Annotated in this window: 19 protein-coding genes and 1 riboswitch; of the genes, 7 read left to right on the forward strand and 12 right to left on the reverse strand. The window is 73.5% G+C overall.

Annotation, left to right across the window (positions count from 1 at the left end):
* Positions 1 to 475: 475 nt before the first annotated feature.
* The 4 genes from Apa02nite_RS37975 to Apa02nite_RS37990 are packed head-to-tail and all read left to right on the forward strand — an operon-like array spanning position 476 to position 5,101.
* Complete coding sequence (locus Apa02nite_RS37975) at positions 476 to 736, forward strand: hypothetical protein (RefSeq protein ID WP_067706689.1); 261 nt, start codon at positions 476 to 478, stop codon at positions 734 to 736.
* A 4-nt stretch (positions 737 to 740) separates the two neighbouring features.
* Positions 741 to 1,649 carry a hypothetical protein gene (locus Apa02nite_RS37980; RefSeq protein ID WP_067706691.1) on the forward strand — a complete coding sequence of 303 codons (909 nt, stop codon included), beginning with the start codon at positions 741 to 743 and terminating at the stop codon, positions 1,647 to 1,649.
* 39 nt (positions 1,650 to 1,688) lie between these two features.
* Entirely contained in the window at positions 1,689 to 4,403 is a 2,715-nt protein-coding gene (locus Apa02nite_RS37985) for an FtsK/SpoIIIE domain-containing protein (protein WP_203829360.1), read from the forward strand.
* Positions 4,400 to 5,101 (forward strand): hypothetical protein, encoded by a 702-nt coding sequence (locus tag Apa02nite_RS37990; protein ID WP_203829361.1) that lies wholly within the window; start codon positions 4,400 to 4,402, stop codon positions 5,099 to 5,101. Before Apa02nite_RS37985 ends, Apa02nite_RS37990 begins: the two co-directional genes overlap by 4 nt.
* 4 nt (positions 5,102 to 5,105) lie before the next feature.
* Here Apa02nite_RS37990 and Apa02nite_RS37995 read toward each other — a convergent pair whose 3' ends face one another.
* The 6 genes from Apa02nite_RS37995 to secA2 form a co-directional block, all read right to left on the reverse strand.
* Positions 5,106 to 5,273: a hypothetical protein gene (locus Apa02nite_RS37995; protein WP_157442042.1), complete on the reverse strand. Its 168-nt coding sequence runs from the start codon at positions 5,271 to 5,273 to the stop codon at positions 5,106 to 5,108.
* 50 nt (positions 5,274 to 5,323) lie between these two features.
* Entirely contained in the window at positions 5,324 to 5,917 is a 594-nt protein-coding gene (locus tag Apa02nite_RS38000) for a hypothetical protein (RefSeq protein WP_203829362.1), read from the reverse strand.
* 272 nt (positions 5,918 to 6,189) lie between these two features.
* On the reverse strand, positions 6,190 to 6,612 hold the full coding sequence (locus Apa02nite_RS38005) for a TraR/DksA family transcriptional regulator (protein ID WP_067706703.1): 423 nt from the start codon (positions 6,610 to 6,612) through the stop codon (positions 6,190 to 6,192).
* A gap of 210 nt (positions 6,613 to 6,822) precedes the next feature.
* Positions 6,823 to 7,455 (reverse strand): nucleoside/nucleotide kinase family protein, encoded by a 633-nt coding sequence (locus tag Apa02nite_RS38010; RefSeq protein WP_067706706.1) that lies wholly within the window; start codon positions 7,453 to 7,455, stop codon positions 6,823 to 6,825.
* Between the two features lie 3 nt (positions 7,456 to 7,458).
* On the reverse strand, positions 7,459 to 7,920 hold the full coding sequence (locus Apa02nite_RS38015; protein WP_198171314.1) for a winged helix-turn-helix domain-containing protein: 462 nt from the start codon (positions 7,918 to 7,920) through the stop codon (positions 7,459 to 7,461).
* A 380-nt stretch (positions 7,921 to 8,300) separates the two neighbouring features.
* Entirely contained in the window at positions 8,301 to 10,592 is a 2,292-nt protein-coding gene (gene secA2, locus Apa02nite_RS38020) for an accessory Sec system translocase SecA2 (RefSeq protein WP_203829363.1), read from the reverse strand.
* Between the two features lie 156 nt (positions 10,593 to 10,748).
* On the opposite strand from secA2, the gene Apa02nite_RS38025 reads away from it, so the two are divergent.
* Complete coding sequence (locus Apa02nite_RS38025) at positions 10,749 to 11,486, forward strand: ATP-binding protein (RefSeq protein WP_203829364.1); 738 nt, start codon at positions 10,749 to 10,751, stop codon at positions 11,484 to 11,486.
* Between the two features lie 211 nt (positions 11,487 to 11,697).
* Here the strand turns inward: Apa02nite_RS38025 and Apa02nite_RS52050 are convergent, their stop codons facing one another.
* A complete protein-coding gene (locus tag Apa02nite_RS52050) occupies positions 11,698 to 14,985 on the reverse strand; it encodes a hypothetical protein (RefSeq protein ID WP_203829365.1) in 3,288 nt (1,095 codons plus the stop codon).
* A 241-nt stretch (positions 14,986 to 15,226) separates the two neighbouring features.
* On the opposite strand from Apa02nite_RS52050, the gene Apa02nite_RS38035 reads away from it, so the two are divergent.
* Positions 15,227 to 15,748: a hypothetical protein gene (locus tag Apa02nite_RS38035; protein WP_067706719.1), complete on the forward strand. Its 522-nt coding sequence runs from the start codon at positions 15,227 to 15,229 to the stop codon at positions 15,746 to 15,748.
* Positions 15,749 to 15,937: 189 nt separating this feature from the next.
* Positions 15,938 to 17,416: a glutamate-cysteine ligase family protein gene (locus Apa02nite_RS38040; RefSeq protein WP_203829366.1), complete on the forward strand. Its 1,479-nt coding sequence runs from the start codon at positions 15,938 to 15,940 to the stop codon at positions 17,414 to 17,416.
* A 111-nt stretch (positions 17,417 to 17,527) separates the two neighbouring features.
* On the opposite strand, the gene Apa02nite_RS38045 is transcribed toward Apa02nite_RS38040, so the two are convergent.
* The 5 genes from Apa02nite_RS38045 to Apa02nite_RS38065 form a co-directional block, all read right to left on the reverse strand.
* Complete coding sequence (locus Apa02nite_RS38045) at positions 17,528 to 17,905, reverse strand: cobalamin biosynthesis protein (protein ID WP_203829396.1); 378 nt, start codon at positions 17,903 to 17,905, stop codon at positions 17,528 to 17,530.
* On the reverse strand, positions 17,902 to 19,260 hold the full coding sequence (locus Apa02nite_RS38050) for a cobyrinic acid a,c-diamide synthase CobB (protein ID WP_203829367.1): 1,359 nt from the start codon (positions 19,258 to 19,260) through the stop codon (positions 17,902 to 17,904). Before Apa02nite_RS38050 ends, Apa02nite_RS38045 begins: the two co-directional genes overlap by 4 nt.
* Positions 19,254 to 19,853 carry a cob(I)yrinic acid a,c-diamide adenosyltransferase gene (cobO, locus tag Apa02nite_RS38055; RefSeq protein WP_203829368.1) on the reverse strand — a complete coding sequence of 200 codons (600 nt, stop codon included), beginning with the start codon at positions 19,851 to 19,853 and terminating at the stop codon, positions 19,254 to 19,256. Before cobO ends, Apa02nite_RS38050 begins: the two co-directional genes overlap by 7 nt.
* 202 nt (positions 19,854 to 20,055) lie before the next feature.
* A complete protein-coding gene (locus Apa02nite_RS38060) occupies positions 20,056 to 22,338 on the reverse strand; it encodes a VWA domain-containing protein (RefSeq protein ID WP_203829369.1) in 2,283 nt (760 codons plus the stop codon).
* Positions 22,329 to 22,507, reverse strand: a riboswitch (cobalamin riboswitch). It overlaps the preceding gene by 10 nt.
* Before the next feature lie 2,182 nt (positions 22,508 to 24,689).
* Positions 24,690 to 25,973: a citrate synthase gene (locus Apa02nite_RS38065; RefSeq protein WP_067696233.1), complete on the reverse strand. Its 1,284-nt coding sequence runs from the start codon at positions 25,971 to 25,973 to the stop codon at positions 24,690 to 24,692.
* Between the last annotated feature and the right edge of the window lie 3 nt (positions 25,974 to 25,976).

A 25,976-nucleotide genomic window follows, 5' to 3' on the forward strand; every position in this document is an offset into this window, starting at 1 on the left:
CCGCGCTTGCGTGGGGACTTTCGGTGCGCTCCGCGCCACAACTCCCCACGCGAGCGGGGTGGGTGGGGTGACCGGGACCAACGGCGGACAATGAAGGGTGCGGCGATCGGTATGGACGCGCCAGCGGCCAGATCGCCGTGCCCGGCCCCCGCGGGAGCGGCGATCCGCACCCGGCACCCACCGGGGACATCATGATCTTGAAGTTGTTTTTGATCTTCGGATCGTGGGCAATCGGGGCGACGAGGCTCACACCCGGCGCGGAGGGGGTCGGCGGACGCGGGGAGAACGGCATGATCCACAATGGACGCTGCTCGGAAAGACCGTGCCAGCTGGGCGATCATCAGAATCGATAGTCGGACTGGTTGTGCGCTTTTATCTCCGCGGTCTGCCAATTCCGGGCAGTCGAGGACAGCGCGGCCGGAACCGGGCGGTAGTCTGGGACGGCAAGACTGCAGACGTACAGGAGGCCGAACGAGTGGCCAGTGTCGCCGAGGTCAGAGCGGCTGTGGACGCCGCGCTCCAGCAGGTGAACGAGGGGCAGGCGGCGATACAGGCGGCTCGGGAGAAGCTCGGTGAGGCTCAGCAGAGCCTGGCCGCGGCGCTCGACGGGAGCGCCCACGACGCGGTCGGCACCGCGCATGCCTCGCTGTCTCAAGCCGATCAACAGCTTGAGGAGTGTTTCACCGCGACGCTGGTCGCGGTCGAGGCGGCGCAGACCTACACCGCCACCCTCTGACGCGATGTCGCTGCTGCAGGAACTCGGCGCCCGCCTCCGGGCCGCCTCCGACGAGTTGCCCGACGGCCTCGTCGTGGTGGCGATGGAGAAACTCCGCACCGCCACCGAACTGCTGAACTGGGTGCGCGAGGCGTCCGAGCACAAGATGGGCGTGCCGGAGCTCGGCAACGCCACCGAGCACGCCGAACGCGCGGCCGCGGCGCTGCGCCTCGCCGAGGACGCGATCGAGACCTACCTCGCCTCCCTCGGCCTGGGCGGCGACCCCGGCGGCCCGCGCGGCCAGGAGTGGCGCGAGGCGCTGCGCCCCGACCCGGAGAAGGACCGCGCGCCGGCCGACCCGGCGGCCGAGGCGACCGGCGAGCAGCTCGGCCCGTGGTGGCAGGAGCGGGTCGCGCAGCTCACCGGCGAGGCCGCCCCGCCGGAGCAGAAACAGCAGGGCGACGCGGCGGGCCGGACCGACACCGCCGAGCTGCTGCGCCGGGTCGCGGCCGGGGTGCGCGCCGGCGACAAGGCCCGGCTGGGCCGGGAACTGCACGCGGTGACCGCCTCGACCGGGCTCGGCCTGTCCGCGGTCACCCCACCGGTGCTGCACCGGCTGGCCGGCGACCTGCTCGGGCACGAGCCGCGGCCGGAGGACGTGCCCCGGCTGCGCAGCGCGGCCGAGGCGCGGGTCAAGGCGTTGCTGCCGGGCACCTCGCCGGGCGTGCTGGACACCCTCATCGCCCGGATCTGCCGGGTGCCGGCCCCGCAGCAGGGCAACCGCCCGGCCGGGCATCCGGCCGACAACGCGGTGACCGCGAGCGTGCTCACCGGCGTGCTGCTGGCCCGGCTGGGCCGGGACGCCGCGGCCCTCGACCCGGACGCGCCGGAGCCGGTCCGGCCCCGCACCGAGGCCGAGGAGCAGCGCTCATGATGTCAGCGGGCTGGACAACTGCGACGATGCCGGCGGGTCATGGCTGAATCCACCAAACAGCAGGTCATGGAGATCCGGGCCGGGCTGTCCCACGCCCTCGGGGTCGCGGAGAACGCTCTCGGGCGCGCCCGCCATGACGAGGGCACCGCGGTCACCCGCTGGGAACGGATCCGCGCGGCGGCCGAGAGCCGGGTGCGCAAGCTCGGCGCGGCCCGCGACGAACGGCTGCGCTCGGTGACCGCGTGGCACGACTCCGAGCTGGCCGGGCTGGCCGGTGCGGCGGCCGGTGCGGCCGACCGCGCGGCGCCGGGCGCGGCCGGGGAGACCTGGTCGTCCTGGGAGCCGACACCGCTGCCGAAGGCCGCCGAGCTGCGGATCGGGCGGTTGCTGCTGCCCGAGCCGCCCGGCGCCGGCGCCACCGAGCCGGAACGGCCGGGCCGCCCGTGGCAGTGGGAGGAGGGCGCCGGGGAGCCCGCTCCCGCGCCCGACGTGCCGGCCCTGGTGCAGCTGCTCGACCACGGGCACGTGGTGGTGCAGGGCGACCGGAAACTCGGCGACGACGTGGTCGCCGCGCTGCTGCTGCGCGCCCTGGGCACCAGCACGCCGGGCACCCTCCAGGTGATCGGGTACGACCCGGAGCACCTCGGTGGCGGGCTGGCCGGGTTCGCCCCGCTCGCCCCGGTCCGGGTGCTCACCTTCGTCGCCCCGAACGCGCTGGGCAAGCTGCTCGACGACCTGGTCGGCGAGGTCCGGCGGATCAACGAGACGGTGCTGGCCGGGGAGTATTCGTCGCTGCGCGAGCTGCACGCGGCGACCAACCGGCGGCCCGAGCCGTGGCGGGTCGCGGTGCTGCTCGGCGGCGGCGAGCTGAACCGGCACGAGCGCACCCAGCTCGACCGGCTGCTGCGGACCGGTGCGGCCTGCGGGGTGCACCTGATCGTGCACGGGCTGACCGTCCCGCCCGGGCCCGGCATCGAGTGCGTCACCGCCGCGCCCGGCGACGAGGCCCGGATCAGCAGCGGCGGCGACCTGCCGGTCCGGCTCGACCCCGGCCCGCCGCAGCAGACGCTGACCGCGACCTGCCGGCAGATCGCCGAGGCGGTCGCGGCCGGTCCCGCGCCGATCGCCCTGGACAGCCTGCTGCCCCGGCCCGACCAGGAGTGGCGGGAGAGCTCGGCGACCGGGGTGACCGCGCCGCTCGGCGACAGCCCGCAGGGCACCCGGGTGCTGGTGTCGCTCAGCGACTACCCGCCGCACGCGCTGATCGCCGGGCCGTCCGGCACCGGCAAGACCAACCTGATCTACGCCTGGCTGGGTTCGCTCGCGGCCCGCTACTCCCCCGCCGAGCTGGCGTTCTACCTGCTCGACTTCAAGGAGGGCGTGTCGTTCGCCCGGTTCGCGCCGGGCCGCCGCGACCAGAGCTGGCTGCCGCACGTCCGGCTGGTCGGGGTGAACGTCAACACCGACCGGGAGTTCGGCCTGGCCCTGCTGAGGTTCCTCGGCGCCGAGCTGCGCCGCCGGGCGGACGCCGCGAAACAGCACGAGGTGACGAACCTGGCCGAGCTGCGCGCCGAGGACCCGGGTGGCGACTGGCCGCGGATCGTCGCCGTGGTCGACGAGTTCCAGGTGCTGCTGGCCGGGCGGGACTCGGTCACCAACGAGGCCGTCGACATGCTCGAGGACCTGGCCCGCCGGGGCCGGTCGCAGGGCATCCACCTGATCCTGGCCAGCCAGGACGTCTCCGGCATCGAGGCGCTGTGGGGCCGGCCCGCGCTGGTCGCGCAGTTCTCGCTGCGGATCGCGCTGCCCCGGGCCCGCCGGGTGCTCGCCGAGCAGAACACCGCCGCCGAGTCGCTGCCGCGCTACCACGCCGTGGTCAACCCGGACTCCGGCGCGACCGAGGCCAACCAGGTGGTCCGGGTGCCGTCGGCCGGCGACCGGGACCGCTGGAGCACGTTCCAGCACCGGCTGTGGCGCCGCCTGCCGAAGGACTCGCTGCCGCCCCGGCTCTTCGACGGCGACACCCAGCCGCGGCTGGCCGACAGCCCCGACTTCCGGTCGCTGATCGCCGACGACTCGCCCGCGCCGGCCGCCCTGCTCGGCGAGACCATCGACGTGATGTCCCGCTCGGCGCGGACCGTGCTGCGCCGCGCGCCGGGCCGCAACCTGGCCGTGCTCGGCACCCGGACCGAGGAGGCCTGCGCGGTGCTGGCCACCGCCGGGCGCTCGCTCGCCGCGCAGTTCGCCCGGGACGGCGCCCGCTTCTCGATCGCCTGCTTCGACCCGGACGCCCGGGCCGCCGCCGAGGCGCTGCACGCCCGGATCCCGGACTGCGGCTGGTACGACGCGTCGAACGTCGACTGGCTCCTCGAGGACGCCGCCGCCGAGTCGACAGCGGCCTGGCCGGCCGACCGACCGCACTTCATCCTGCTCTACGCGGCGGACGCGCTGCCCGGTGGCAAGGCCGCCGGTGATCAGTTGCGGACGGTCCTGCGGCAGGGCCCGGAACGCCGGCTGCACGTGCTCGGCTGGTGGCGTGGCGCCGGGCTGCTGCGCGACACCCTGGGCGGGCCGAGCTCGCGGACCGACCCGATCGGCGCCTGGGTGGCGCTGGACGTGCACGGCAGCGAGCTGGCCCCGTTCTACCCGGGCGCCGGTGCGCCCAACTGGTATCCGCGACCCTGGCGTGCGCTGCACTTCGACCGATCGGTGCATCGCGGCGCCGAGGTGATCATTCCGTACGGAGTGTCATGAGCGCCCTGGAACCGGCCGACTTCGAGCGGGCCGACTACCGCACCGTGCTGCGCCGGCTGACCACGCTGGACCAGCGCGCCGCCGACCTGCGCGCCGAAGCGGTCGCCTGGCACGCCGCGCAGCGACTCACCGCCGACGAGGCGGTGCAGGAGGCCGAGGACCGGGTACGGGCCACCAAGCGGGCCACCCGGGCCGCCCAGCGCGACCTGGAGGAGGTCGACGCGCGGGCGGCCGGGCTGTGGTCGGAGTACGTGCACCGGGTCGGGCCGGTGGCCGAGCGGTTCGGGCGCACCCTGCCGCCGCCCAGCATCCCCCGGCAGCGCACCGAGCTGGGCGCCCGGGACTACCTCGCCGAGGTGGAGAAACGGATCAACTGGACGCCGCCGGCCCGACCGGTCACCTTCGGCGTCAAGGTGCTCTATGTGATCTTCGGGCTGGTCGGCGGCCTGCTCGGCGCGCTCGGCAACCAGGTGCTGCGGCAGACCGGGCTGGCCTCGGCCGGTGACTGGCACCAGGCCGCGCCGGTGGTGGCACTGCTGGTCCTGCTGGCCTGCCCGGTGCTGGCGGTGGTCACGGCCAAGCTGGTGGCCGATCGGCGCAAGGCGGCCCTGGACACCGCGACCGTGGTCACCGTGCTGGCCACCGGCCTGGTGACGGCACTGCTGCTGTTCTCGGCCATGCAGTACGCGGCGACCTGAGCTGTCAGCGGGGCGTGGCCATCGCCCGGCGCTGCTCGGCCTCCTCGGTGAGGGCGGCGGGCACGTCCAGGTGGTCGCCCGCGCCGTGGGCCTCGTCGTACTCGAGGTCGCCGGCGTCGTCGTACTCGGGTCCGGTCTGTTCCTGCGGTTGCGCGGGGCTGGCGTCGGTCATCCTCTGGTTTTACCCCCGCCCGCCCCGCGAAACCGTTGTTGTCCCCGGATTCAGCCGACCGGCATCGGTTTCAGTTCGGCGTGCCGGAGGGTGTAGTCGCCCCGGGTCACCACCGCGAACGGGGCCGGGGCCAGGCAGGTGCCGATCCTCGCCTCGTGCCAGGTGCCGTCGGCGTCCTGGTCACCGCTGAACGACCAGGTGAACCCGACCCGGTCGCCGTGCCCGCGGCCGCCGTCCTGGACGCTGAACCCGACCCGCTTGCCGACCCAGTCCGCCACCACGCTGTCGGCCCGGGTGACCACCGCGGTCAGGGTGGCCAGACCGGGGCTGGTGACCAGGCAGTCGACGGTCGCCTCGAAGCGGACCGTCAGCTGCTGGGCGGGAACGAAGTGCGACACCCGGACCGTGCCGGTCGCGTCGGTCGGCAGGCCGTGCGGCAGGCCGGGGATCGGCGTGGTGTACGGCGTGGACCGGACGTCGAAGGCGAACGAGCGTACGTCGTCGTCCGGGTCGAACGGGAGCATGAAGTCGGCCGAGCCGGTCACCCTCGCGGTGTCCGGCCGGGCGCTGGCCGGCGCCGTCGCCGCCAGAATCGTTCCGGCGATGGCCGCCATCCCGGCGACCCATCGTGTGGTTCTGCGCATCGTCGACCTTTCCTGGTACGCCACCGCGGTGGTGGCGTCTGTGATCCAGGTTGGTCGATCGGCGGTGGTGGCAGATCCCCTGCGCGAGGGGATCCACTCCCTCTGCCGGGGGAGACGTTTACCGCCCGGCGATTTCGAAAGCCCATTGTTCTCGGGGACCTGTGCCGTTTCGGCACCCGCCCCGCATATTCCCCGCCGAATTGTCGACCAGATGGTCGACACGTTTTGCCGGTGCCCGCTTCCACCCGCACGAAAACGGGCACCGGAACGCTTCAGCTGGCCCGGCGCTCGCGGTTCTGCTTGCAGTGGACACAGGTGGTGGCCGACGGGAACACCTCGAGGCGCTCCCACGGGATCGGGTTGGAACACGCCTCGCAGTTGCCGTACGTACCCTCGTCGAGGCGGTGGATGGCGTGCTCCGCCTGCGTCCGCCGGTCGAGCAGGGTCCGCAGCAGCGACGTGGCAGCGTCCCGCTCCGCGGTCTTGGACCCGCTGTCGGCCTGGTCGTCGCCGGCAGCGTCGCCGATCTCGACCAGCCGCAGCCGGTGGTTCTGGGTTACGGCATCTTCGTACTCCGTGTCGAGCTCCGCGAACCGGTTCCGCAGGATCACCCGGATCTGCTCGATCTCCTCGGCCGAGCGCCCCTTCGCCGTGCTCGCGCCCTTACCCGCAACAACCGCTCCGTTGACGAGCATGCAGTCCCCCTGCCTTCCCTCAGCCCAGCCGGTGGGCATCATCCGGGTCAACCGCGACCCGGCCTGGCTCGACTTGTGGAGCCGCCTGATACCCACCGCCGGGGACCCCAAACGAGGCCCCCGCAAAAAAGTAACCGGAGCATAACTGTCAGTGGTCGAATCCGCCACGGACTCGGCACACGGGTCTTGTGCCGACGGTCACGCCGGCACTCAGCCCGACGCCATGACCAGGGCCGGATGCCGTGGATCATCCACCCTGACGACCACATCGGCGAAAGTCTCCGGCGCCACCTCACCGGCGTAGCGGGCGAACGCCGGCAGCGTCCAGCGCGCCTCCGGGCCGGTCCGCCGGTCCAGTGCCGCGGCCGAGAGCCCAAGGTGGACGGTGAAGTCGAAGGGCAGGCCGGAGCCGAGCAGCAGAGGGCCACTGAGCAGCACGATCGCGTTCGCCGGGAGCTGCCGGTAGGACTCCCGGGCGGCCCGGTCGGCATCCGCGTCCCAGAGACGGGTGACGATGCGGCCGGAGCCGCCCGGCCCGGCCGGATCGAGCACCTCACGGATCAGGCCGGCCTCGTCGAACCACCCGGCGTAGAACGAGTCCGGGTTGTCCCGCCCGAACTCCAGCCGCAGCGACGCAGGACGCAGGAAATCCCTGGTGTCGACGCGGATGGCCGGCCGCCCGAGGACCCGCAACGGATCGACCAGGGCGTCCGCCAACCGGCCCGGATCGGCCGCGTCCGCCCCGTCCACGGCCACCCGGACCCTACTGTCGGATTCCCGACTGGCCAACCGGTCCACGAGGTCGTCGACGAGGACGGCGAACGAGACGGGGCGCACACGCATGGCTCAATCGTGCGGCATGATCGTGATCCGGGCGTCATCGGCCAGCCGGTAGCCCACCCCGTAGACCGTGGTGACGGCCGGCACGGCGGCGCCCAGCTTCAGCCGCAGCCGCCGGACGTGCACGTCGACGGTGCGCTCACCGGCCCGCTCGTAGCCCCACACCCCGGCGAGCAGCTGCGCCCGGCTGAACACCCGGCGGGGCCGCTCGGCGAGGTAGAGCATCAGGTCGAACTCGAGCCGGGTCAGCGGGATCGTCTCGCCCTCCAGGAGCACCTGACGCGATCCGGTGAGCAGACGCACCTCCGGACCACTGGGGAGTGGCTCCGGGTCCGGCTCGACCGGCTCGGTGGCCGCCTCGACGGTCACCGTGCCCCGGCTGAGCTCCACGAGCTCACGGACCGCCGCGAGTAATCGATGCGCTTGTGGCGAGACCGCGTCCCCGGAGAGCGGAATGGCGAGCGTCACGGTCAGCGCCGGCTCGGGCCGCCGATTTCCGGGGCCCCGCCCCGGTCCGGCGGAACGACGATCGGCTCGCGGCGACAATGCGCTGACCGGCATTGAGTGATCCCCCAAGAATTTGTTGCGGCAAACGAATACGTGTGATCACTGAGCGTAAATCGGGGCTGATATTTCCGGGCCGCCGCTTTGCCGGTCAAGTCACCATCCACAGTGTGAGAAAGATGTTCCATATTGTTCCCGGTAACACGAATGCATTCAGGGAACGCTTTCTGTCAGGCTGATTAAGCATTGCCGAACGCCATGGGGCTCCAGCTGGGACGGAACACGCTGAAGGGGGCGTCCGCGGCTGCGGCGCCCCCTTCAGTGAATTTCCGGGAAATGTGTCGTCAGCCACCCGAGGTGAGACGACGCCCGACGGCCGCGATGAGCCGGTCCAGCTCCGAGCCGAACGGGTTGTCGTGCACCAGGTACGTCCACGTCGCGCTCGGCCGGACGATCTCGGCCCGCTCCGGCTGCCACCCGTCGGTGAGGTCGACCTCCTCGAACGCCTCGATGGTCCGCGTCTCCACCTGGGTCAGCAGCTCCTGGAAGGCCGGCACCGCGGCCCGGTGGAACTCGTCCAGCGGGTCCAGCTTGCCCAGTGCCCGCAGGTGCACACCCTCGCGCACCTCGGACAGGAAGGCCAGGTGGTCCACCCACAGCCGGTCCAGGTGGAACAGCGCGATCGCCCGGGCCGAGTCGGACAGCACGTCCTCGTCGATCTCCTTGGCCTTCTCCGGCGACTTCTCCAGCAGCATGATCGCCGCCACCTCGGAGGTGAGCAGCCGCTCCCGGCGCTCGGCCAGCAGCAGGCGCTGCTGCTCGATCACCACGCTGTAGCGCCAGGTGTTGCGGTGGATCTCGTGGTTCACGCCCTCGGCGACCCGCTGGGCGTGCTCGACCGCGTAGTCCACCTGCGGGTCGTGCACGACGCCGTCCATGTCCATCCGCGGCGAGGCCGGCAGGATCTCCCCGGCGTGCCGGGTGACCAGCTCGTCCTCGAGGCTGACGAAGAACACCGAGGCGCCCGGGTCACCCTGCCGGCCGGCCCGGCCACGGAGCTGGTCGTCGACCCGGCGGCTGTCGTGCCGGCCGGCGCCGATCACGTACAGGCCGCCCAGCTCGATGACCTTGTCGCGGTCCTTCTCGTCGCTGCCGCCCAGCCGGATGTCGACACCCCGGCCGGCCATCTGGGTGGAGACGGTCACCGCGCCGACCGCGCCGGCCTCCGCGATGATCTCCGCTTCCTCGGCGTCGTTCTTCGCGTTCAGCACGTGGCACGGCACACCGGCCTCGGCGAGCTGCTCGGCCAGCCGCTCGGACGCCTTCACGTCCACGGTGCCGATCAGGACCGGGCGGCCCTTGTCGTGCGCGATCTTGATCTCTTCGACGAGCGCCTCGTCGCGGGTGTCGTGCGCCGAGTAGATCCGGTCCGGGTCGTCCTCGCGGACGTTCGGGGTGTTCGACGGGACCACCGCGACCTCGAGCTTGAAGTACTCGCGGAGCTGCTCGCCGACGTGCACCGCGGTCGCGGTCATCCCGCAGACCGTCGTGTAGAGCGCGATGTACGCCTGCACCGTGACGGTGTTCAGCACCTCGCCCTCGGCGGTGGCGGACAGCCCCTCCTTGGCCTCCACGGCCGCCTGCAGACCGTCCGGCCAGCGGCGACGCTGGGCGACCCGGCCGCGCATCTCGTCGATCAGCTCGACGCCACCGTCGCGGACGATGTAGTCCACGTCGCGGCGCAGCAGCGTGTGCGCGTGCAGCGCCACGTTCACCGCGGACAGCTGCGCGACCTGGTCGTCGGCGTACAGGTCGACGCCGCCGAGCTGCTCCTCGATGTTCTTCAGGCCGTCCTCGGTGAAGGCGACGCTGCGGCCGTCCTCGGCCACCTCGTAGTCCTTCGCCTTGCGCAGGTTCTTGACCAGCGCGGCGGCCTCGTGCACCGGGTCGCTCTCGGTGGCGGTCGAGCCGGCGAGCACCATCGGCACCCGGGCCTCGTCGATCAGGATCGAGTCGGCCTCGTCCACGATCGCGGTGGCCAGGTCGCGCTGCACCCGGTCGGCCACGTCGGTGACCAGCTGGTCACGCAGGTAGTCGAAGCCCGCCTCGGACACCGACACGTACGTGACGTCGGCCGCGTACGCCTCGCGCCGCTCCTCCGGCGTCATCGACTCGGTCACCCACGTTGCGGTCAGGCCGAGCAGCGTGTAGATCGGCCCCATCCACTCGGCGTCGCGCTTGGCCAGATAGTCGTTGACGGTCAGCACGTGCACCGGCCCGTTGTCCAGGCGGGTGTGGCCGTACGCGGCGATCGCCGCGGTCAGCGTCTTGCCCTCGCCGGTGGCCATCTCGGCGACCCGGCCGGAGAGCAGCGCCATCGCGCCGAGCAGCTGGACGTCGTACGGACGCTGGCCGATCGCGCGGCGAGCGGCCTCCCGGCCGACCGCGCAGATCTCGGTGAAATCAGAAGCCTCGCGGGCGGCGTCGGTCAGCGCCGCGTCATCGAGCTCCTTCAGCGCCTCCTCTCGCGCCTCGATCGGCTCCAGGCGCTTCGCCAGCGGGCCGAGGTCCACGGTCGTGCCGGGACGCTGCAGAAACTTGCGGAAACGGTTCTTCAACCGCTGCGACACACCCATGGCGCGCAACGGTACTTTATTTATCTGCCGGGCATCGGCCGGACTCCCGCGCGACGCTCGCACGAGATTCGCCCCGGACAGTGGTTTGCCCCGGTCCGCGGCCGGGCACTCGCTGTCGACGGCCCGTCCCACGGGTCTCGCCGGGAAGGAGACCCGATGCCCAGCCAGCTCGTCTGCCGGCCGGAACGGGACCTCCCGGTAGCGGTCCTCACCGTCAGCGGCACCCTGGACCAGCTGACCGGCAACGCGCTCGGCGCCGCGGTCCGCCGCAGTCTCGCCGGGCAACCGTCGAGACTGCTGCTCGACGTGAGCCGCCTGACCGTGGCCGACCCGGTCGCGTTCGGCACGTTCGGCGCGGTGGTCTGCCAGACCGCGGAGTTCCCGAACGTACCGATAGTCGTCTGCGGCGCCGACCCGGGCACCTCCGCGGCGCTCGCCGCGATCCCGGACTGCGCGGGCGTCGAGCGGGCCGTGGACTGCGCGGCGGCCCTGGCCGACGCGAAGGCCCAGCCGGAACCGGACCGCGTCCGGGTCCGCTTCCGCCCGGTCCCCGAGGCCTGCCGCCAGGTTCGTCAGCTGGTCGGCCAGACCTGTGACCGCTGGCACCGCACCGATGTCGCCTCGACCGCCACGCTGATCGCCACCGAACTGGTCGCGAACGTGGTCCGGCACGCACACACCACCATGGAGTTCACTCTGGCCCAGCAGGACGGCCACCTCACCATGGCGGTCCGCGACGGCAGCCGGCACGTCCCGCGCCCGCTCGACCCGGCCCTCACCGACGCCGGCGGCCGCGGCCTCCGCCTGATCCGCGAACTCTCGGCCGCCTGGGGCGTCCTTCCGGTCAGCGACGGCAAGGTCGTCTGGACCCACCTGCTCCCGGCCCTCCCCTGACCGATCTTTTCCGGTACGACCTGGGGCCCCGACAGAAGCAGCTGCCCCGTCCCGGGCCTCCCCCCGCGACCGCCGCTGCGCACCGGACCGCCCGGCGACGCGCGGGTGAGTCAGTGCTCCCGGCCTCGACCGCCGGCTCGGGTCACCCGCATCCCTGACGACCACCGCCGCTCGCCGGGCCGGCGAGCGGTCATCGTCGTGGGCGCCGCGGTCACCGGCGGGGCAGGCCGCTCGGGGCGCTGGCCGGGTCGTCCGGGGGTGCGTCGGCCAGGTTCGCCGGGCCGGGGGTGGCGCGGGGTGCGCCCCGGCCGGGCAGGCCCGAGGGCGCGGCCGATTCGTCGACCGGAGCGCCGGAGGATTCCGCCGACGTCGCCGGCACGACCGGCGGGCCGGCGGCCGGGTTGTGCTGACCCATGTCCGGCGCCTGCAGTCCGGGGCGCACGGTGGGCGGGTTGTGCTGACCCATGTCCGGGGACTGCAGTCCGGGACGCGTCGGAGCTCCGGGCATTCCCGACGGCGGGTTGTGCTGACCCATGTCCGGGGCCTGCAGACCAGGACGAGGAACGGCAGGCGCGTTGTGCTGACCCATGTCCGGGGCCTGCAGTCCGGGACGCGACGGAGCTCCGGGCATTCCCGGCGGCGGGTTGTGCTGACCCATGTCCGGGGCCTGGAGACCTGACGGGCCCGGGGCCAGGTCGGGGGCCGGCAGGGCCGGGTTGTGCGGGCCGGACGGGGCCGGAGCCAGGTCGGACGGTGGCATCGGCGCCAAGCCGGACAGGCCCTGAGCCGCGGGGCTCTGCGGGGCGGCGCCGGTCATCGCCGCGGCGGACGGTCCGACGTCGGTGCCGGTGGCGGGCGCCATCGGCTGGGGTGTCCCGTGCATGCCGGGCTGGCCCATCGGCTGGCCGGCGGGCGGCACCATCGGCGGCAGGCCACCGATGGCCGGCGTCACGGCAGGGCGGGCCGAGCGGGTGAAGCGCGGCGCGTCCAGCGGGCTGTTCTGCTGGCTGAAGGCGGGCGCGGCGAAGGACGGCGCGGCAAGCGGATCCGGTATCGCCTCGGCGACCGGCAGCGGTGCGGACGCCATCGGCGGAGCCGCCCACGGCGGCGGCGTTCCCTCCACGGGGGCGGTCGGCACGACGGCGATCGGAGGCGCCTCCGCCGGTCCACCGGAATCCGGGCCACTGAAACCCGGGCCGCCGAAACCCGGGCCGCCGAAACCCGGGCCGCCGGGAGCCATCGTGCCGGGAGCCGTCGTTCCGGGGGTCGGCGCGGGCCAGGCCGGGTTCACCGCGGACTCGTCGGCGGCGCCTGTCGCCCACGGCGGTACGCTCGGCGGGGCCTCGACCGCGCCGGGTGCCGGCCACGAGCTGAGACCCGTCTCCCCGTTCGGGGCGGCGAACCCACCGGCCGCGCCGATCCCCGCGGAACCGGCGCCCATCCCGGCCAGCCCGCTGACCGCCGCGGACCCACCGCCCGGCGCCAGCCCGGCCGGACCTGCCGGGCCGATCGTGCTGACGTTCTCGCCCGGCATGCCGTCCGCCGGGGGCCAGGCCCGCAGTCCGCCGGCGGCCACCTCGTTCCCCGCGCCCGGCCCGGCCGGAGGCCACGCCTGCGAACCGCTCCCGGCCACGTCGCCGCCGACACCCGGTTCGGCCGGGGGCCACGCCCGCAGAGCACTGCCCGCGGCGTCGATGCCGGTGACCGCCTCGGCCGCCGGCCGCGAACCTCTGCCCGCAGGATCGACGCCCGGATGCGGCTCCGTTGACGACCACGGGCGCAGACCACTGGTCGCGGTATCGGCGCCGGGGTCCGCCGGGGGCCATGCGCGCAGACCGCTTCCCGTGGTCTCGGTGGCAGCCGGCTCGGCCGGGGGCCAGGCCCGCGGGCCGCCACCGGTCGCCTCGGCGCCGGGGTCCGCCGGGGGCCACGCGCGCAGGCCGCCGGCAGTGGCGCCGGTGACATCGGTGGCGCCGAGGCCCATCGCCGAGGCCAGACCCGCGCCGCCCAAGCCACCCAGGCCGCCCGCGACGCCCGGACCATCCAGGCTGCCCGGGCCACCGAGACCGCTCAGGCCGCCCGGAGCATGGAGACCGCTCGAGCCGCCCGGTCCGCTGGGACCGCTCACGCCGCCCGAACCGTCCGAGCCACCGGAAATACCGGAGATGTCGGGTGTGGTGAGGGTGGAGTTGTTGTCGGACGGGGGCCAGGTCTGCGGGCCGCTGCTCGGGTCGGGCTCGTAGCCGCCGCCGGACTCGGGCGAGGGCCAGGGGCGCGGGGTGCTGGCGTCGCCGCTGCGGGCCGTGGGGCCCGTCGCGCCGGGGCCGGGACCAGAAACAGAAGGCGGGGCGTCTGACGGCGACCAGGACCGGATTCCGCTGCCGGCTGACCCGGCGGCGGGATCCGCCGAGGGCCAGGGGCGGGCGAGTGCGGATTCGGCGGAGGGCGCCGGTGAGGTCGGTGCCGCGTGAGCGCCCCTGCGTTCCGGCCGGCCGAGACCGGAGTCTCCGTGGCCGGGGGCGGCATCCGCGCGGCCGGGGGCGGAAGGGCGGTCTCGCGGCGGGGCGGTGTCCGCGGGGGTGGCGCCGTTCAGGCCGATCGCGGCGTCCGGCATGCCGTTCCGGGCTTCACCGGTGGGCTCCGGGTGCCAGCCCGGTGCGATCTCGCTGCCACCGGCGAACAGGCCGGGGACGTCCTCGCGGCTCTCCGAGAACAGGTCAGCGAGGTTCTCCCGGCTGTTCGGGAGCAGGCCCGGGGCGGGCTCGTCGGTGCCGGGGAACGGGATGGGGCCGGGCGAGGGGGCGGTGTTCGTACCGGTGGAGGGTTTTGCGGGCAGGAAACCGGAACCGGCATTGGCTCCTGGGCGGAGCGCGGTCGTGGCCGGGCCTTCGTTGGCACCGGGGCCGAAGGGGGAGTCGGTGAGGCGCGGCAGGCCGCCGAGGCGGGACTCGGTCCACGACTCGGGTGCCGGTGAACCGGTGGCGGACGCGGGCCAGGGCTGTTCGTGGGTTCCGGTGGGTTCGGTCGCCCAGCTCGGGCGCTCCGACGAGAGCGGCCCGAAGTCGTCGGCCGGGGCCGCCGGAGAGGTGAAGGAGCCGAAGCCCGGGCCGGTCAGCGGATCGGCCGGGGTGAGCCACGGTGCGGGGCTTCCGGTCGTACCGTCGAGGTGCGGACCGGAGGACAGCGGTGGGTGACCGGCGCTCGGGCCGGGACCACCGGTGGTGTCCTCGGACGGCCAGGGCGGGCTGAAGGCGGGCGGGCCGGACTGCGGGGCGAACGCGACCCGGGTGGCGGCGATCAACCCGGATGCCTCGGCCAGACCGGCGGCCGCGAGGACCTCGGCGGCCGCCTGCCCGGAGCGGCAGGGCAGCGGCTCGCCGCAGACCGGGCAGCGGGTGAGTCCGTCGCGCGGGCCTTCGCCGCCGGCGTGCGCCGAGAGCATCTCGCGAGCGGTGCGCGCCAGGACGCTGTCCGGATTGACGTAATTCGTCGGTGTCACTGGTCTCCGCCCCCCGTCCGCGATGATTTTTCGCGGGACTCGGCGTCCAGTTCACCCCGCCGGGTCCCCCGTTAGGGCACGTTTCCGCAGATCCGTGGGTTGCCGGCCGGAATTTCCCGGTATCCGGCGCGGGCGCGGGCGGAGCTTGGTAGGTAGAGGAGATCACAAGTTCACCATTCACTCACGGTGCGCACCCGAGCCCGGTCCGTAACATTGAAGAACATCCAGGAGGTGATCCCCCATGGACGACACGGAACTGCACCGCGAGCGGATCCTCCGGCACGTCAGTCCGATCATCACCGGCCGGTTCGTCGGCTACCAGGCCGCGTACACGCGGGAAGTGCGGGTCGGGCGGCCACTGGCCGTCTTCGTCTTCCTCGCCGCCGGCCTCGCCCAGCTGGTCGGCTCGCTGCTGAAGATGAAACCGGCCCGGCGCAGCCTCAAGGAGCTGCGCAAGGGGCCGGAGTTCCTGGTCACCCCGGTCCGATTGCGCGACGATCTCGGGCAGACGTACGAGATCGAGATGCACGGCCAGCTCCCCCAGTCCGCCCTGCACCGGGGCGATCTGGTGCAGGTGCGCACCGAACCGCAACGCGACCGCACCCTGCCGGTCAAGCTGATGCAGGTGGTCAACCTGACCACGATGCAGCCGCTGACCCCGCGCATCCCGACCCGGTGGTCGCACCTGGGCCCGGCGATGCTGCTGCAGGCCGCCGCGGGGCTGGTGGTGGCCGGCGTGGTGCTGGCCGCACTGCTGCGCTGAGCGGCGCGTAAAGATCGCGACGATCGGGTACCGGTGCGTCCATGCTCGACGCACGGTTGTCCACCACCCGCCAATGCTGCTCCGCCGATGGGGGAACAGGCATCGACAGCGGTAATCATGAGTCTGGGGGGACCGCCGCGACGACGCCCGTTCTCCCTCGTCGCTGACGCCTGAAGAAGGTGGTGCCCGGTGGGCGAGAAAGTGGAAAAGACCGAGTTCTCCCGCGAGGACCGATCCCGGTACCGGCAGAAGATCCGCCGCAGTCTCGACGTGTTCGCGACGATGCTGCGCGAGTCCCGCTTCGAGTTCGAGCGGCCGATGACCGGCATGGAGATCGAGCTCAACCTGATCGACGACCACGCCGATCCGGCCATGCTGAACGCCGAGGTGCTCGGCGCGATCGCCGACCCGGACTTCCAGACCGAACTGGGCCAGTTCAACATCGAGATCAACCTGCCGCCCCGGCGGCTGGCCGGTGACGACCTCGGCGATCTCGAGAAGGCGCTGCGGGCCAGCCTGAACCACGCCGAGGGCAAGGCCCGGACGGTCGGCGCGCACATGCTGACCGTCGGGATCCTGCCCACCCTGCGCCGCGAGCACCTGACCGCCGAGGCGCTGTCGGCGAACCCGCGGTACCAGCTGCTCAACGAGCAGATCTTCGCGGCCCGCGGCGAGGACCTGGACATCCGGATCGACGGGATCGACCGGCTGGCGGTCACCACCGACAGCATCGCGCCCGAGGCCGCCTGCACCAGCACCCAGTTCCACCTGCAGGTGAGCCCGGCGCAGTTCGCGGCGTACTGGAACGCCTCCCAGGTGATCTCCGGGATCCAGGTGGCGCTGGGCGCGAACTCGCCGCTGCTGTTCGGCCGGGAGCTGTGGCGGGAGACCCGGATCCCGCTCTTCGAGCAGGCCACCGACACCCGGTCGGAGGAGATCCGGGCGCAGGGCGTACGGCCCCGGGTGTGGTTCGGCGAGCGCTGGATCACCAGCGTGTTCGACCTGTTCGAGGAGAACGTCAGGTACTTCCCGGCGCTGCTGCCGATCTGCGACGAGAACGACCCCGCGGACATCCTGGAACGCGGCGAGATCCCCGAGCTCAGCGAGTTGCGCCTGCACAACGGCACGGTGTACCGGTGGAACCGGCCGATCTACGCGGTCGTCGACGGCCGCCCGCACCTGCGGGTGGAGAACCGGGTCATGCCGGCCGGCCCGACGGTCGCCGACACCATCGCGAACGCCGCGTTCTACTACGGCCTGGCCCGCAGCCTGGCCGAGGCGGAACGGCCGGTCTGGACCCAGCTGAGCTTCCGCGCCGCCGAGGAGAACTTCCACGCCTGCGCCCGGCACGGCATCGACGCCAGCGTGTTCTGGCCGGGTGTCGGCACGGTGCCGGTGACCGAGCTGGTGCTGCGCCGGCTGCTGCCACAGGCCGCCGCCGGGCTGGACCGGTGGGGTGTCTCGCCGGCCCAGCGCGACCGGCTGCTGGGCATCGTCGAGCAGCGCTGCCTGCGTCAGCGCAACGGGGCGTCATGGCAGGTGGAGACGCTGCACGAGCTGGAGAAGCAGGGGATGGACCGGCAGCGGGCGCTGCACGAGATGGTCCGGCGGTACCTGCCACTCATGCACGAGAACATCCCCGTGCACGAGTGGCCGGTGGCCGGCTGACCGCCTTTTTACGCGCTGGCGCCGGTCACGCAGGTGCCGCCGGCCGCGCCGGCCGGCTTGTTGGCGATCGGAATGCTGATCCGGGGGATCGTCGCGTCGGACGGCCCGTCCTTACGGCAAGGTTCGCCGGGCCAGCGCCACGGTCACGCCATCGACGATCAGCTTCGGCAGCACGAGGACGGCGCCCGGTCCCGCGGCGAGCAGCGCGGCCGCCTCGGCGACGCTCGGCGTGCCGACCGCGGCCGCCACGATCGCGCTCGCCCCGGGCACCACCACCGCGGCCAGCTGCGCCGCGGTGAACGCGACGAGCCGCCGGCCGGACTCCGCGGCGAGCGCGAGTACGGCCGGTTCGGCCGCCCGCCGGTCCAGGGTGGCCAGCACGGTCACCTCGGCCCGGTCCACATCGGCCGCGACCAGGGCGGCCCGGACCGCCGCCGCCAGCGCCGCCGTCCCGGTGCCGGCCCGCGCGCCGAGCCCGGCCGCGATCACCCCGCGGCGGCCGCGCGGACCAGCCGGGACGCGATCCCGCGCTGCCCGGCCCAGTGCAGGTGCAGATAGGACGCGTGGACACCGCCCGACGCGAACCCCTCCGGGTCGGCGCCCCGCCACGCCCACGCCGCTCCCCCGGCCGGCGACAGCAGCAGCCCGGAGCGCGGATGCACGGCGGTCCGGTGGAACTCGTGCCCGGTCACCCGGGTGCCGGCCTCGGCGAGAGGGCTGTCGGTCAGCGCGACCGCGTCCCGGTAACCCAGCGTCAGGGTCGGTGTCATCGCCGCGTCCGCGTCCAGCACGCCGCACATCGGGGCGCCGTCCAGGGTGCGGCACAGCCAGAGCAGGCCGGCGCACTCCGCGGTGATCGGGCGACCGGCCGCGGCGAGCGCCCGGACCGACTCCCGGAGCGGCTCGTTGGCGGAGAGCTCGGCCGCGTACACCTCGGGGAACCCGCCGCCGACCACCAGCGCCCGGGTGCCCTCCGGCAGGGTGGCGTCCCGCAGCGGGTCGACGGTGATCACCTCGGCGCCGGCCCCGGACAGGAGTTCGGCGGTCTCGGCGTACGCGAAACTGAAAGCCGGACCACCGGCGAGCGCGACCGTCGGACGGCCCGGCACCGGATTCTCCGCTTCGGGGGTCCACGGCGTGGCGTGCAGCGGCGGCGCCGAACGGGCGACAGCGGCCACCGCGTCCAGGTCGATCGCGCCGGCGACCAGCGTGGCCAGCGCGTCCACCGACGCGAGGGCCTCGGCGCGGCGTTCCGCGGCCGGCACCAGACCGAGGTGCCGGCTGGGCGCGGCGACCGCGTCGGCCCGGCGCAGCGCACCGAGCACCGGGGTGCCGACCTCCTCGCAGGCGTCCCGGAGGATCTGCTCGTGACGTTCCGAGCCGACCCGGTTGAGGATCACCCCGGCCAGCCGGACGGTGCCGAAGCTGCGGAAGCCGTGCACCAGCGCGGCCACCGACCGGCCCTGCGCGGCGGCGTCCACGACCAGGAGCACCGGCGCGCCGAGCAGCTGCGCGACCTGCGCGGTCGACCCGGTCTCGCCGGCGCCGGTGCGGCCGTCGTAGAGGCCCATCACGCCCTCGATGACGGCCAGCTCGGCGCCCTGCGAGCCGTGCGCGAACAGCGGCCCGATCAGGTCCTCGCCGACCATCACCGGGTCCAGGTTCCGTCCGGGCCGGCCGGCCGCCAGGGCGTGGTAGCCCGGGTCGATGTAGTCCGGGCCGACCTTGAACGGCGCCACCGGCACCCCGCGCCGGGCGAACGCGGCGAGCAGCCCGGTGGCCACCGTGGTCTTGCCGTGCCCAGACGCCGGCGCGGCGATCACCACCCGCGGGATCGTCACCATTCGATGCCCTGCTGACCCTTGCGGCCGGCGTCCATCGGGTGCTTGACCTTGGTCATCTCGGTGACCAGGTCGGCGGCCTCGATCAGGTCCGGGTGCGCGTCCCGCCCGGTGATCACCACGTGCTGGGTGCCGGGTCGGTCGTTCAGCACCTGGATCACCTCGGCGACGTCCACCCAGCCCCACTTCATCGGGTAGGTGAACTCGTCCAGCACATAGAACGTGTAGGTCTCGGCGGCCAGGTCCCGCTTGATCTGCGCCCAGCCCTCGGCGGCCTCGGCGGCGTGATCCCGCTCGGTGCCGGCGCGCTGGATCCACGACCAGCCCTCACCCATCTTGTGCCAGGTCACCGGCGTGCCGTTGATGCCGTCGAGGGCCTTGAGCGCGGTCTCCTCGCCGACCTTCCACTTCTGCGACTTGACGAACTGGAACACCCCGATCGGCCAGCCCGCGCTCCAGGCCCGCAGCGCCATCCCGAACGCGGCGGTCGACTTGCCCTTGCCGGGCCCGGTGTGCACGGCGAAGACCGCCTGACGCCGGCGTTGCCGCGTCGTCAGACCGTCGTCGGGCACGGTGGTCACTTTTCCCTGCGGCATCAAAAACCCCTTCTGGTACGACCTGTGCACAGTCCCCCGCTGAACGGGAGGCCCGGCCCGCTCCCGACCGCCCGGCGACCGCCGGGCTGAATCCGGTGGTCACCGCGTGACCGCCCCCGGGTCGCGGCAGCTCACTCGCCCGGCACGCCCGCGCAGCTAGGCCCGCCTTTTCCGCGGCGCTTTTCCGGCGGCCCGCTCGTTGTCAGGCGGCTCGGCGGTAGGCCCGGTCGGCCGGCGCTGCCGCGGCTGCCGCCGGGCGGCTCCCGCCGGTCGCCGCCTCGAGCTGGTCGAGCGGCAGCACGTCGGCCTGCAGCGCACCGGCCAGCTTGCGCGCCAGGCCCAGCCGGATCGGGCCGGACTCGCAGTCGACGACGACCGTGGCCACCCCGGCCAGCGCCGGTACCAGCAGCAGCGGGTCCGGCCCGCTGGTGGCCCGCCCGTCGGTGACCACGATCAGCAACGGGCGGCGGCGCGGATCGCGGCGGCGCTCGGTGGCGATGGTCCGCGCCGCGGCGCGCAGGCCGGCGGCAAGGGGCGTGCGGCCACCGGTGCGCAGCGCGGCGAGCCGCATGACCCCGACCTCGTGGCTGGACGTCGGCGGCAGCACCACGTCGGCGTCCGCGCCCCGGAACGTGATCATCCCGATCCGGTCCCGGCGCTGGTAGGCGTCCCGCAGCAGCGAGAGCACCGCCGTCTTGACCAGGGTCATCCGCTTGCGGGCGGCCATCGACCCGGACGCGTCCACCACGAACAGCACCAGGTTCGCCTCCCGCCCGACGTGGATCGCCTCCCGCAGATCCCGCGCCTGTACACCCATCACCACGGCCCGCACTTCCCCAGCGGCCCGTGCTTCTCCGGCGGCCCGTGCTTCTCCGGCGGCCCGCGCTTCCCCGGCGGCCCGCGCTTCCCCGGCGGCCCGTGCTTCCCCGGCGGCCCGTGCTTCTCCGGCGGCCGGGGTCGTGGGCCGGGCGAGCGGGCCGGCGAGCGCGGTGCGGTGCAGGGCGGCGCGCAGGGTGGCCGGCAGGTGCGGGGCGCCGGCGAGCTTGCCCACCGGTTTCCGCGAGCCGATCACCCGGCCGCGACGCGCATAGGCCGGCGACCGTTTGCCGGTGTGCCCGCCCTCACCGCGTGCGGTGATCCGCAGAGCGCGCGGCCGGAACGCCTGCCCCGCCTGAGCGGGCGGCGCGGAAGCCTTCGTCGGCGGGGTGGCGGCGTCCGGCGGGGTGCCTGCGTCGCCCCCGTCCGGAGCAGCGCCCCCGCCATCCGTGCCGCTGCCCGGTCCCGGCCCGCCACCATCCGGGCCAGGGCCACCACTGTCCGGGCCAGGGCCACCGCCGTCCGGCGCAGGGCCACCGCCCGGCGACGGATCATCGTCGTCACTGTCGTCCGGCGCCGGATCCTGCTCCGCCGCCTCCTCCTGGGCCTGCCGCTCGGCGTCCTCGAGGGCCTGGTCCAGTTTCTCCTCATCGGTACCCGGCGGGTCCAGCGGATCGGTCCGGCGGCGGTGCGGCAGTGCCAGCCGGGCCGCGTCCCGCACGTCATCGGCGGTCACCACGTCCCGCCCGCTCCACGCCGCGAGCGCCACCGCGCACCGCGCCACCACGATGTCGGCCCGCATCCCGTCCACCCCGTACGCGAGGCACACCCGGGCGATCCGGTCCAGCTCGGCGTCCGGCAGCCGCACCGAGGGCAGCACCGCGCGGGCCGCCGCGATCCGGGCCGCGTACTCCCGCTCGTCGCCGGCGAACCGGGCCGCGAACCCGGCCGGGTCCGCCTCGTACGCCAGCCGCCGCCGCACCACCTCGGCCCGCAGCCGCGCGTCGCGCGGCGCGGCCACCGTGACCACCAGGCCGAACCGGTCGACCAGCTGCGGCCGCGGCTCGCCCTCCTCCGGGTTCATCGTGCCGACCAGCAGGAACCGGGCCGCGTGCTTGACCGACACGCCGTCCCGCTCGACGTGCGCGCGGCCCATCGCGGCCGCGTCCAGCAGCAGGTCGACCAGGTGGTCGGGAAGCAGGTTGACCTCGTCGACGTAGAGCACCCCGCGGTGCGCGGCGGCGAGCAGCCCCGGCTCGTAGGCCTTGACCCCGTCGGCGAGCGCGCGCTGGATGTCCAGGGTGCCGACCACCCGGTCCTCGGTCGCGCCGACCGGCAGCTCGACGAGCGTCGCGGGGCGGTGCGTGGCCGGGGTGTCGGCGGGGTGCGGCCCGTCCGGGCACTGCGGGTCGGGAGCGGCCGGGTCGCAGGCGAACCGGCAGCCGCGCACCACGGTGACCGGGGGCAGCAGGCTCGCCACGGCACGCACCACGGTGCTCTTCGCGGTGCCCTTCTCGCCGCGCACCAGAACCCCGCCGACCGCCGGCGACACCGAGGTCAGCAGCAGGGCGAGGCGCAGGTCGTCAAGGCCGACCACGGCCGAGAACGGGTACGGAGTCGTCACAGGGGGTTCCCTCCCGGCGGGTGTCCACGCCCGCGTGTCGGTCATCACGAGCGGCCGGAGTCTCCTGGCTTCCGGATCGCCGTTCCCCGCTCGCCTTCCGGCCCGGTCAGGGCCGTGGCGTGCCGCGCGTCAGCGGGTCGCTCCCCGGTCACAGTGGCGGGACCGTCCCGGATTCACACCGGGTTCCTCCGCTACCGCTCGACAATCAATCTTTCCTACCGCCCACCCACCCGTCAAACCAGCCCACCGTGACCGAACCCTCAGTGCGAAGCCTCCCGCCACCCAGCGTGGGGACTTTCGGCGCGCTCCGCACCCCAACTCCCCACACAACCGGCAACGCCTCGGGGCAGCGGGCGCTCAGGGTTGCTCGCCAGGCGGCACAGCCGGTGGTCGCCGTCCGCCGCGCCGGCACCGACGGCAACCCGGCGCGGCCGTCCCGCAGGGTGCACCGCCGCTCCCGGCGGGTGCCCCGGTCCAGCCCGCTCAGGGCGGCCCGGATCCGCGGCAATCCGCACTCCCCGACACCAGACGCACCCGTCACCGCCCCGGCCGGCGCTGACGGCCCTATCCGGCCCGTTCATACGACCACCAGCACCAGCCGACCGCGACCAGCCGGCCCTGACGGCCCCCTCAACCCCGCCATAACGGCCGCCACAACCAGCCCCTCAGCCTAAGTTGATCTTGATGGGCCGTTGACGACCGGAACCACCCAGCCCGCAAGGACATCCCGGCCCGCCCCGCGAAAGTCAGCGAACGGCAGGCTCCGTCGTCGGCCTTGGCGACCCGGGCTCCGTCCGTGATCAAGCCCGACGCTCGCGCTCGCCGGCCGGTGCCGGGTGCGGCCGTCACCCCGTGAACGACCCCCGGTCGCAGCGCGCTCACCGATCCAGCGTGCGTTCCGGTTCCCGGCTGGTGCTCAGGGGTGCCTCCCCGCCCCCGAGACACCCCTGAGCACCAGCCACCAACACCGAGCATGCGAGCGGTCCGCGCGGTCGCGCGGGTGACCGGGTACCGGCTACACGGCCGTGCGCTCGCGGCCGGGTGCTCGCGGCCGGGATGTAACCGACCCCGGGCCGGGGTGTAGGCGGCCCCGGCCGAGGGTTGAACACGGCGTCTGCCCGGGGAACGTCGAGCACGATGATCGCCGGCTGGTCGCCCTTCGAATCACCCTGTGGCCGGCGGGGGCACATGCCCGCTCGGATGCACCTGTCGGCTGCCGGGCAGGGCGGTGAGAGTCCGCAATGCCAGATCGCGTGCGGCTACCGCCCACCTGGGGGCGGTAGCCGCACGCACCACCCGACCGCGGACCGCCACCGCCCCGAACCCGACCCACCGCGGACCCCCGCCGCCCCTTCAGTGCCGAGCGCGGACCCCCGCCGCCCCTTCAGTGCCGAGCGCGAACCCTGGCCGCCCCTTCAGTGCCGAGCGCGGGCCCTGGCCGCCCGTTCGGTGCCAAGCGCGGACCCCGGCCGCCCCACCGGTGCCGAGCGCGGACTTCCACCGCCCCGCCGCATCGATCACCCACGCTGATCGTTACAGCGACGCTGAGCGACGGGACATCCCGGCCCGCAACGACACCCCTACCCACCTGCACCCGAACACATCGGGAACCACCCCAAGGCCGCAGGGCCCCACCGAGATCAAAATAGGCTGAGCGGCATTGCGACGAGTCCGGCTGGCCCTGACGGCCCCCTCAACCCCGCTATAACGGCCGCCAGAACCAGCCCACCGTGACCGGCTGGCCCCGGCGGCCCCCTGTCCGTGATCACCGTGAGCGCTCGCTGAGCCGGCCCGGCGAGCAGCCGTCGTGTCCTCCGAGCCGGCAGAACCCTCCGAGCCGCCAGAACCGCCACCCGCGCTCGCCACGCCCGACCGGCGAGCAGCCGCCGTGACCTCAGCACCGCCACAACCACCACCGGCGCTCGCCGCACCCGATCAGCGGGAGCCGTGGTGATCTCGCCGCGCCGGACGCAGGCCCACCCTCCCAGGGGGCTCCCCCTTTGACAGTGTGGTGGGGAGGGGTGGTGGGGTGGGGGTGGGTTGTGGATGGTGTTGAGTTGTGGAAATGGGGGCCCGCCTCGTCGTGGGCAGGGCCTGGGGTTTCCGGGACCACCCGCGGACGTCGCCCCGGAGGGCTTCGCGTTCTGGACGCGCCAGCGGCCAGCGAAGCCCGCAGGGGTCCCGGCGGGAGCGACGATCCGCACCACAGCGGACGCACGACAAAAAGCTCTTGATCTTCTGCACGTGGCCGGGGACGACAAACGCCCCACCGACCATCCGGTGGGGCGTGCTTCACGTCGGTCGTGCGGCCCCGCCTCGCCCGGGCCGCGCCGATCGTGCCGCCGTCCCGGGAGCGGCTGCGCCTCTTCAGCCGCGCCGGGATGTGACGGTGGAGCTCAGCGGTCGCCGATCGCGGTGATGTCGCGGACCGGGGCGCCGGTGTAGATCTGCCGCGGGCGGCCGATCTTGTTGGCCGGGTCGTGCATCATCTCCTGCCACTGGGCGATCCAGCCCGGCAGCCGGCCGATGGCGAACAGCACCGTGAACATCTTCGTCGGGAAACCCATGGCCTTGTAGATCAGGCCGGTGTAGAAGTCGACGTTCGGGTACAGCTTGCGGGAGACGAAGTAGTCGTCGTTGAGCGCGATCTCCTCGAGCTGGAAGGCGATCTCCAGCAGCGGGTCCGGCTTGTCCAGGGTCGACAGCATCTCCTGGGCGGCCTTCTTGACGATGGCGGCGCGCGGGTCGTAGTTCTTGTAGACCCGGTGGCCGAAGCCCATCAACTTGACGCCCTTCTCCTTGTTCTTCACTCGCGTGACGAAGGAGTTGACGTCGCCGCCGTCCTTGCGGATCTGCTCGAGCATCTCGAGCACGGCCGCGTTGGCGCCGCCGTGCAGCGGGCCGGAGAGCGCGCCGATGCCGGCCGAGACCGAGGCGAACAGGTTGGCCTGCGCGGAACCGACCAGACGGACGCTCGACGTGGAACAGTTCTGCTCGTGGTCGGCGTGCAGCACGAACAGCATGTCCAGGATCTTGGCGATCTTCGGGTCGACGTCGTAGTTGACGGTCGGCAGGCCGAACGTCAGACGCAGGAAGTTCTCCACGTAGTCCAGCGAGTTGTCCGGGTACGGCAGCGGGTGACCGATGGACCGCTTGTAGATGTACGCGGCGATCGTCGGAAGTTTCGCCATCAGCCGGATCGCGGAGATCTCCACCTGCTCGTCGTCGAGCGGGTCGAGCGCGTCCTGGTAGTACGTGGACAGCGCGGTGACCGCCGAGGAGAGCACCGCCATCGGGTGCGCGTCACGCGGGAATCCGGAGAAGAAAGTGCGCATCTCCTCCTGCAGGAGCGTGTGCACCCGGATCTTGTCCCCGAAATCACGCAGCTGCGTGGCGTTCGGCAGTTCGCCGTTCATCAGGAGATAGGACACCTCCAGGAACGTGGACTTCTCGGCCAGCTGCTCGATCGGGTAACCCCGGTACCGCAGAATGCCGGCGTCGCCATCGATATAGGTGATCGCCGACGTGGTCGACGCGGTGTTCACGAAACCCTGGTCCAGGGTGACGTACCCGGTCTCCTTCAGCAGAGCACTGACGTCGATGCCGCCCGGCCCGTCGACGGCCTCGCGTACCGACATCGACAATTGGCCACCAGGGTGGTCGAGCTTGACATCCGTCATGTA

It is taken from the genome of Actinoplanes palleronii (assembly GCF_016862315.1).
Classification (GTDB): Bacteria; Actinomycetota; Actinomycetes; order Mycobacteriales; family Micromonosporaceae; genus Actinoplanes; species Actinoplanes palleronii.

Bases quoted from the DNA above. Each gene is read 5' to 3' on its own strand.
- Apa02nite_RS37980 (WP_067706691.1), top strand. From the start codon at position 741: ATGTCGCTGCTGCAGGAACTCGGCGCCCGCCTCCGGGCCGCCTCCGAC.
- Apa02nite_RS37985 (WP_203829360.1), top strand. From the start codon at position 1,689: ATGGCTGAATCCACCAAACAGCAGGTCATGGAGATCCGGGCCGGGCTG.
- Apa02nite_RS37990 (WP_203829361.1), top strand. From the start codon at position 4,400: ATGAGCGCCCTGGAACCGGCCGACTTCGAGCGGGCCGACTACCGCACC.
- Apa02nite_RS37995 (WP_157442042.1), bottom strand. From the start codon at position 5,273: ATGACCGACGCCAGCCCCGCGCAACCGCAGGAACAGACCGGACCCGAG.
- Apa02nite_RS38000 (WP_203829362.1), bottom strand. From the start codon at position 5,917: ATGCGCAGAACCACACGATGGGTCGCCGGGATGGCGGCCATCGCCGGA.
- Apa02nite_RS38005 (WP_067706703.1), bottom strand. From the start codon at position 6,612: ATGCTCGTCAACGGAGCGGTTGTTGCGGGTAAGGGCGCGAGCACGGCG.
- Apa02nite_RS38010 (WP_067706706.1), bottom strand. From the start codon at position 7,455: ATGCGTGTGCGCCCCGTCTCGTTCGCCGTCCTCGTCGACGACCTCGTG.
- secA2 (WP_203829363.1), bottom strand. From the start codon at position 10,592: ATGGGTGTGTCGCAGCGGTTGAAGAACCGTTTCCGCAAGTTTCTGCAG.
- Apa02nite_RS38025 (WP_203829364.1), top strand. From the start codon at position 10,749: ATGCCCAGCCAGCTCGTCTGCCGGCCGGAACGGGACCTCCCGGTAGCG.
- Apa02nite_RS38035 (WP_067706719.1), top strand. From the start codon at position 15,227: ATGGACGACACGGAACTGCACCGCGAGCGGATCCTCCGGCACGTCAGT.
- Apa02nite_RS38050 (WP_203829367.1), bottom strand. From the start codon at position 19,260: ATGGTGACGATCCCGCGGGTGGTGATCGCCGCGCCGGCGTCTGGGCAC.
- cobO (WP_203829368.1), bottom strand. From the start codon at position 19,853: ATGCCGCAGGGAAAAGTGACCACCGTGCCCGACGACGGTCTGACGACG.
- Apa02nite_RS38060 (WP_203829369.1), bottom strand. From the start codon at position 22,338: ATGACCGACACGCGGGCGTGGACACCCGCCGGGAGGGAACCCCCTGTG.
- Apa02nite_RS38065 (WP_067696233.1), bottom strand. From the start codon at position 25,973: ATGACGGATGTCAAGCTCGACCACCCTGGTGGCCAATTGTCGATGTCG.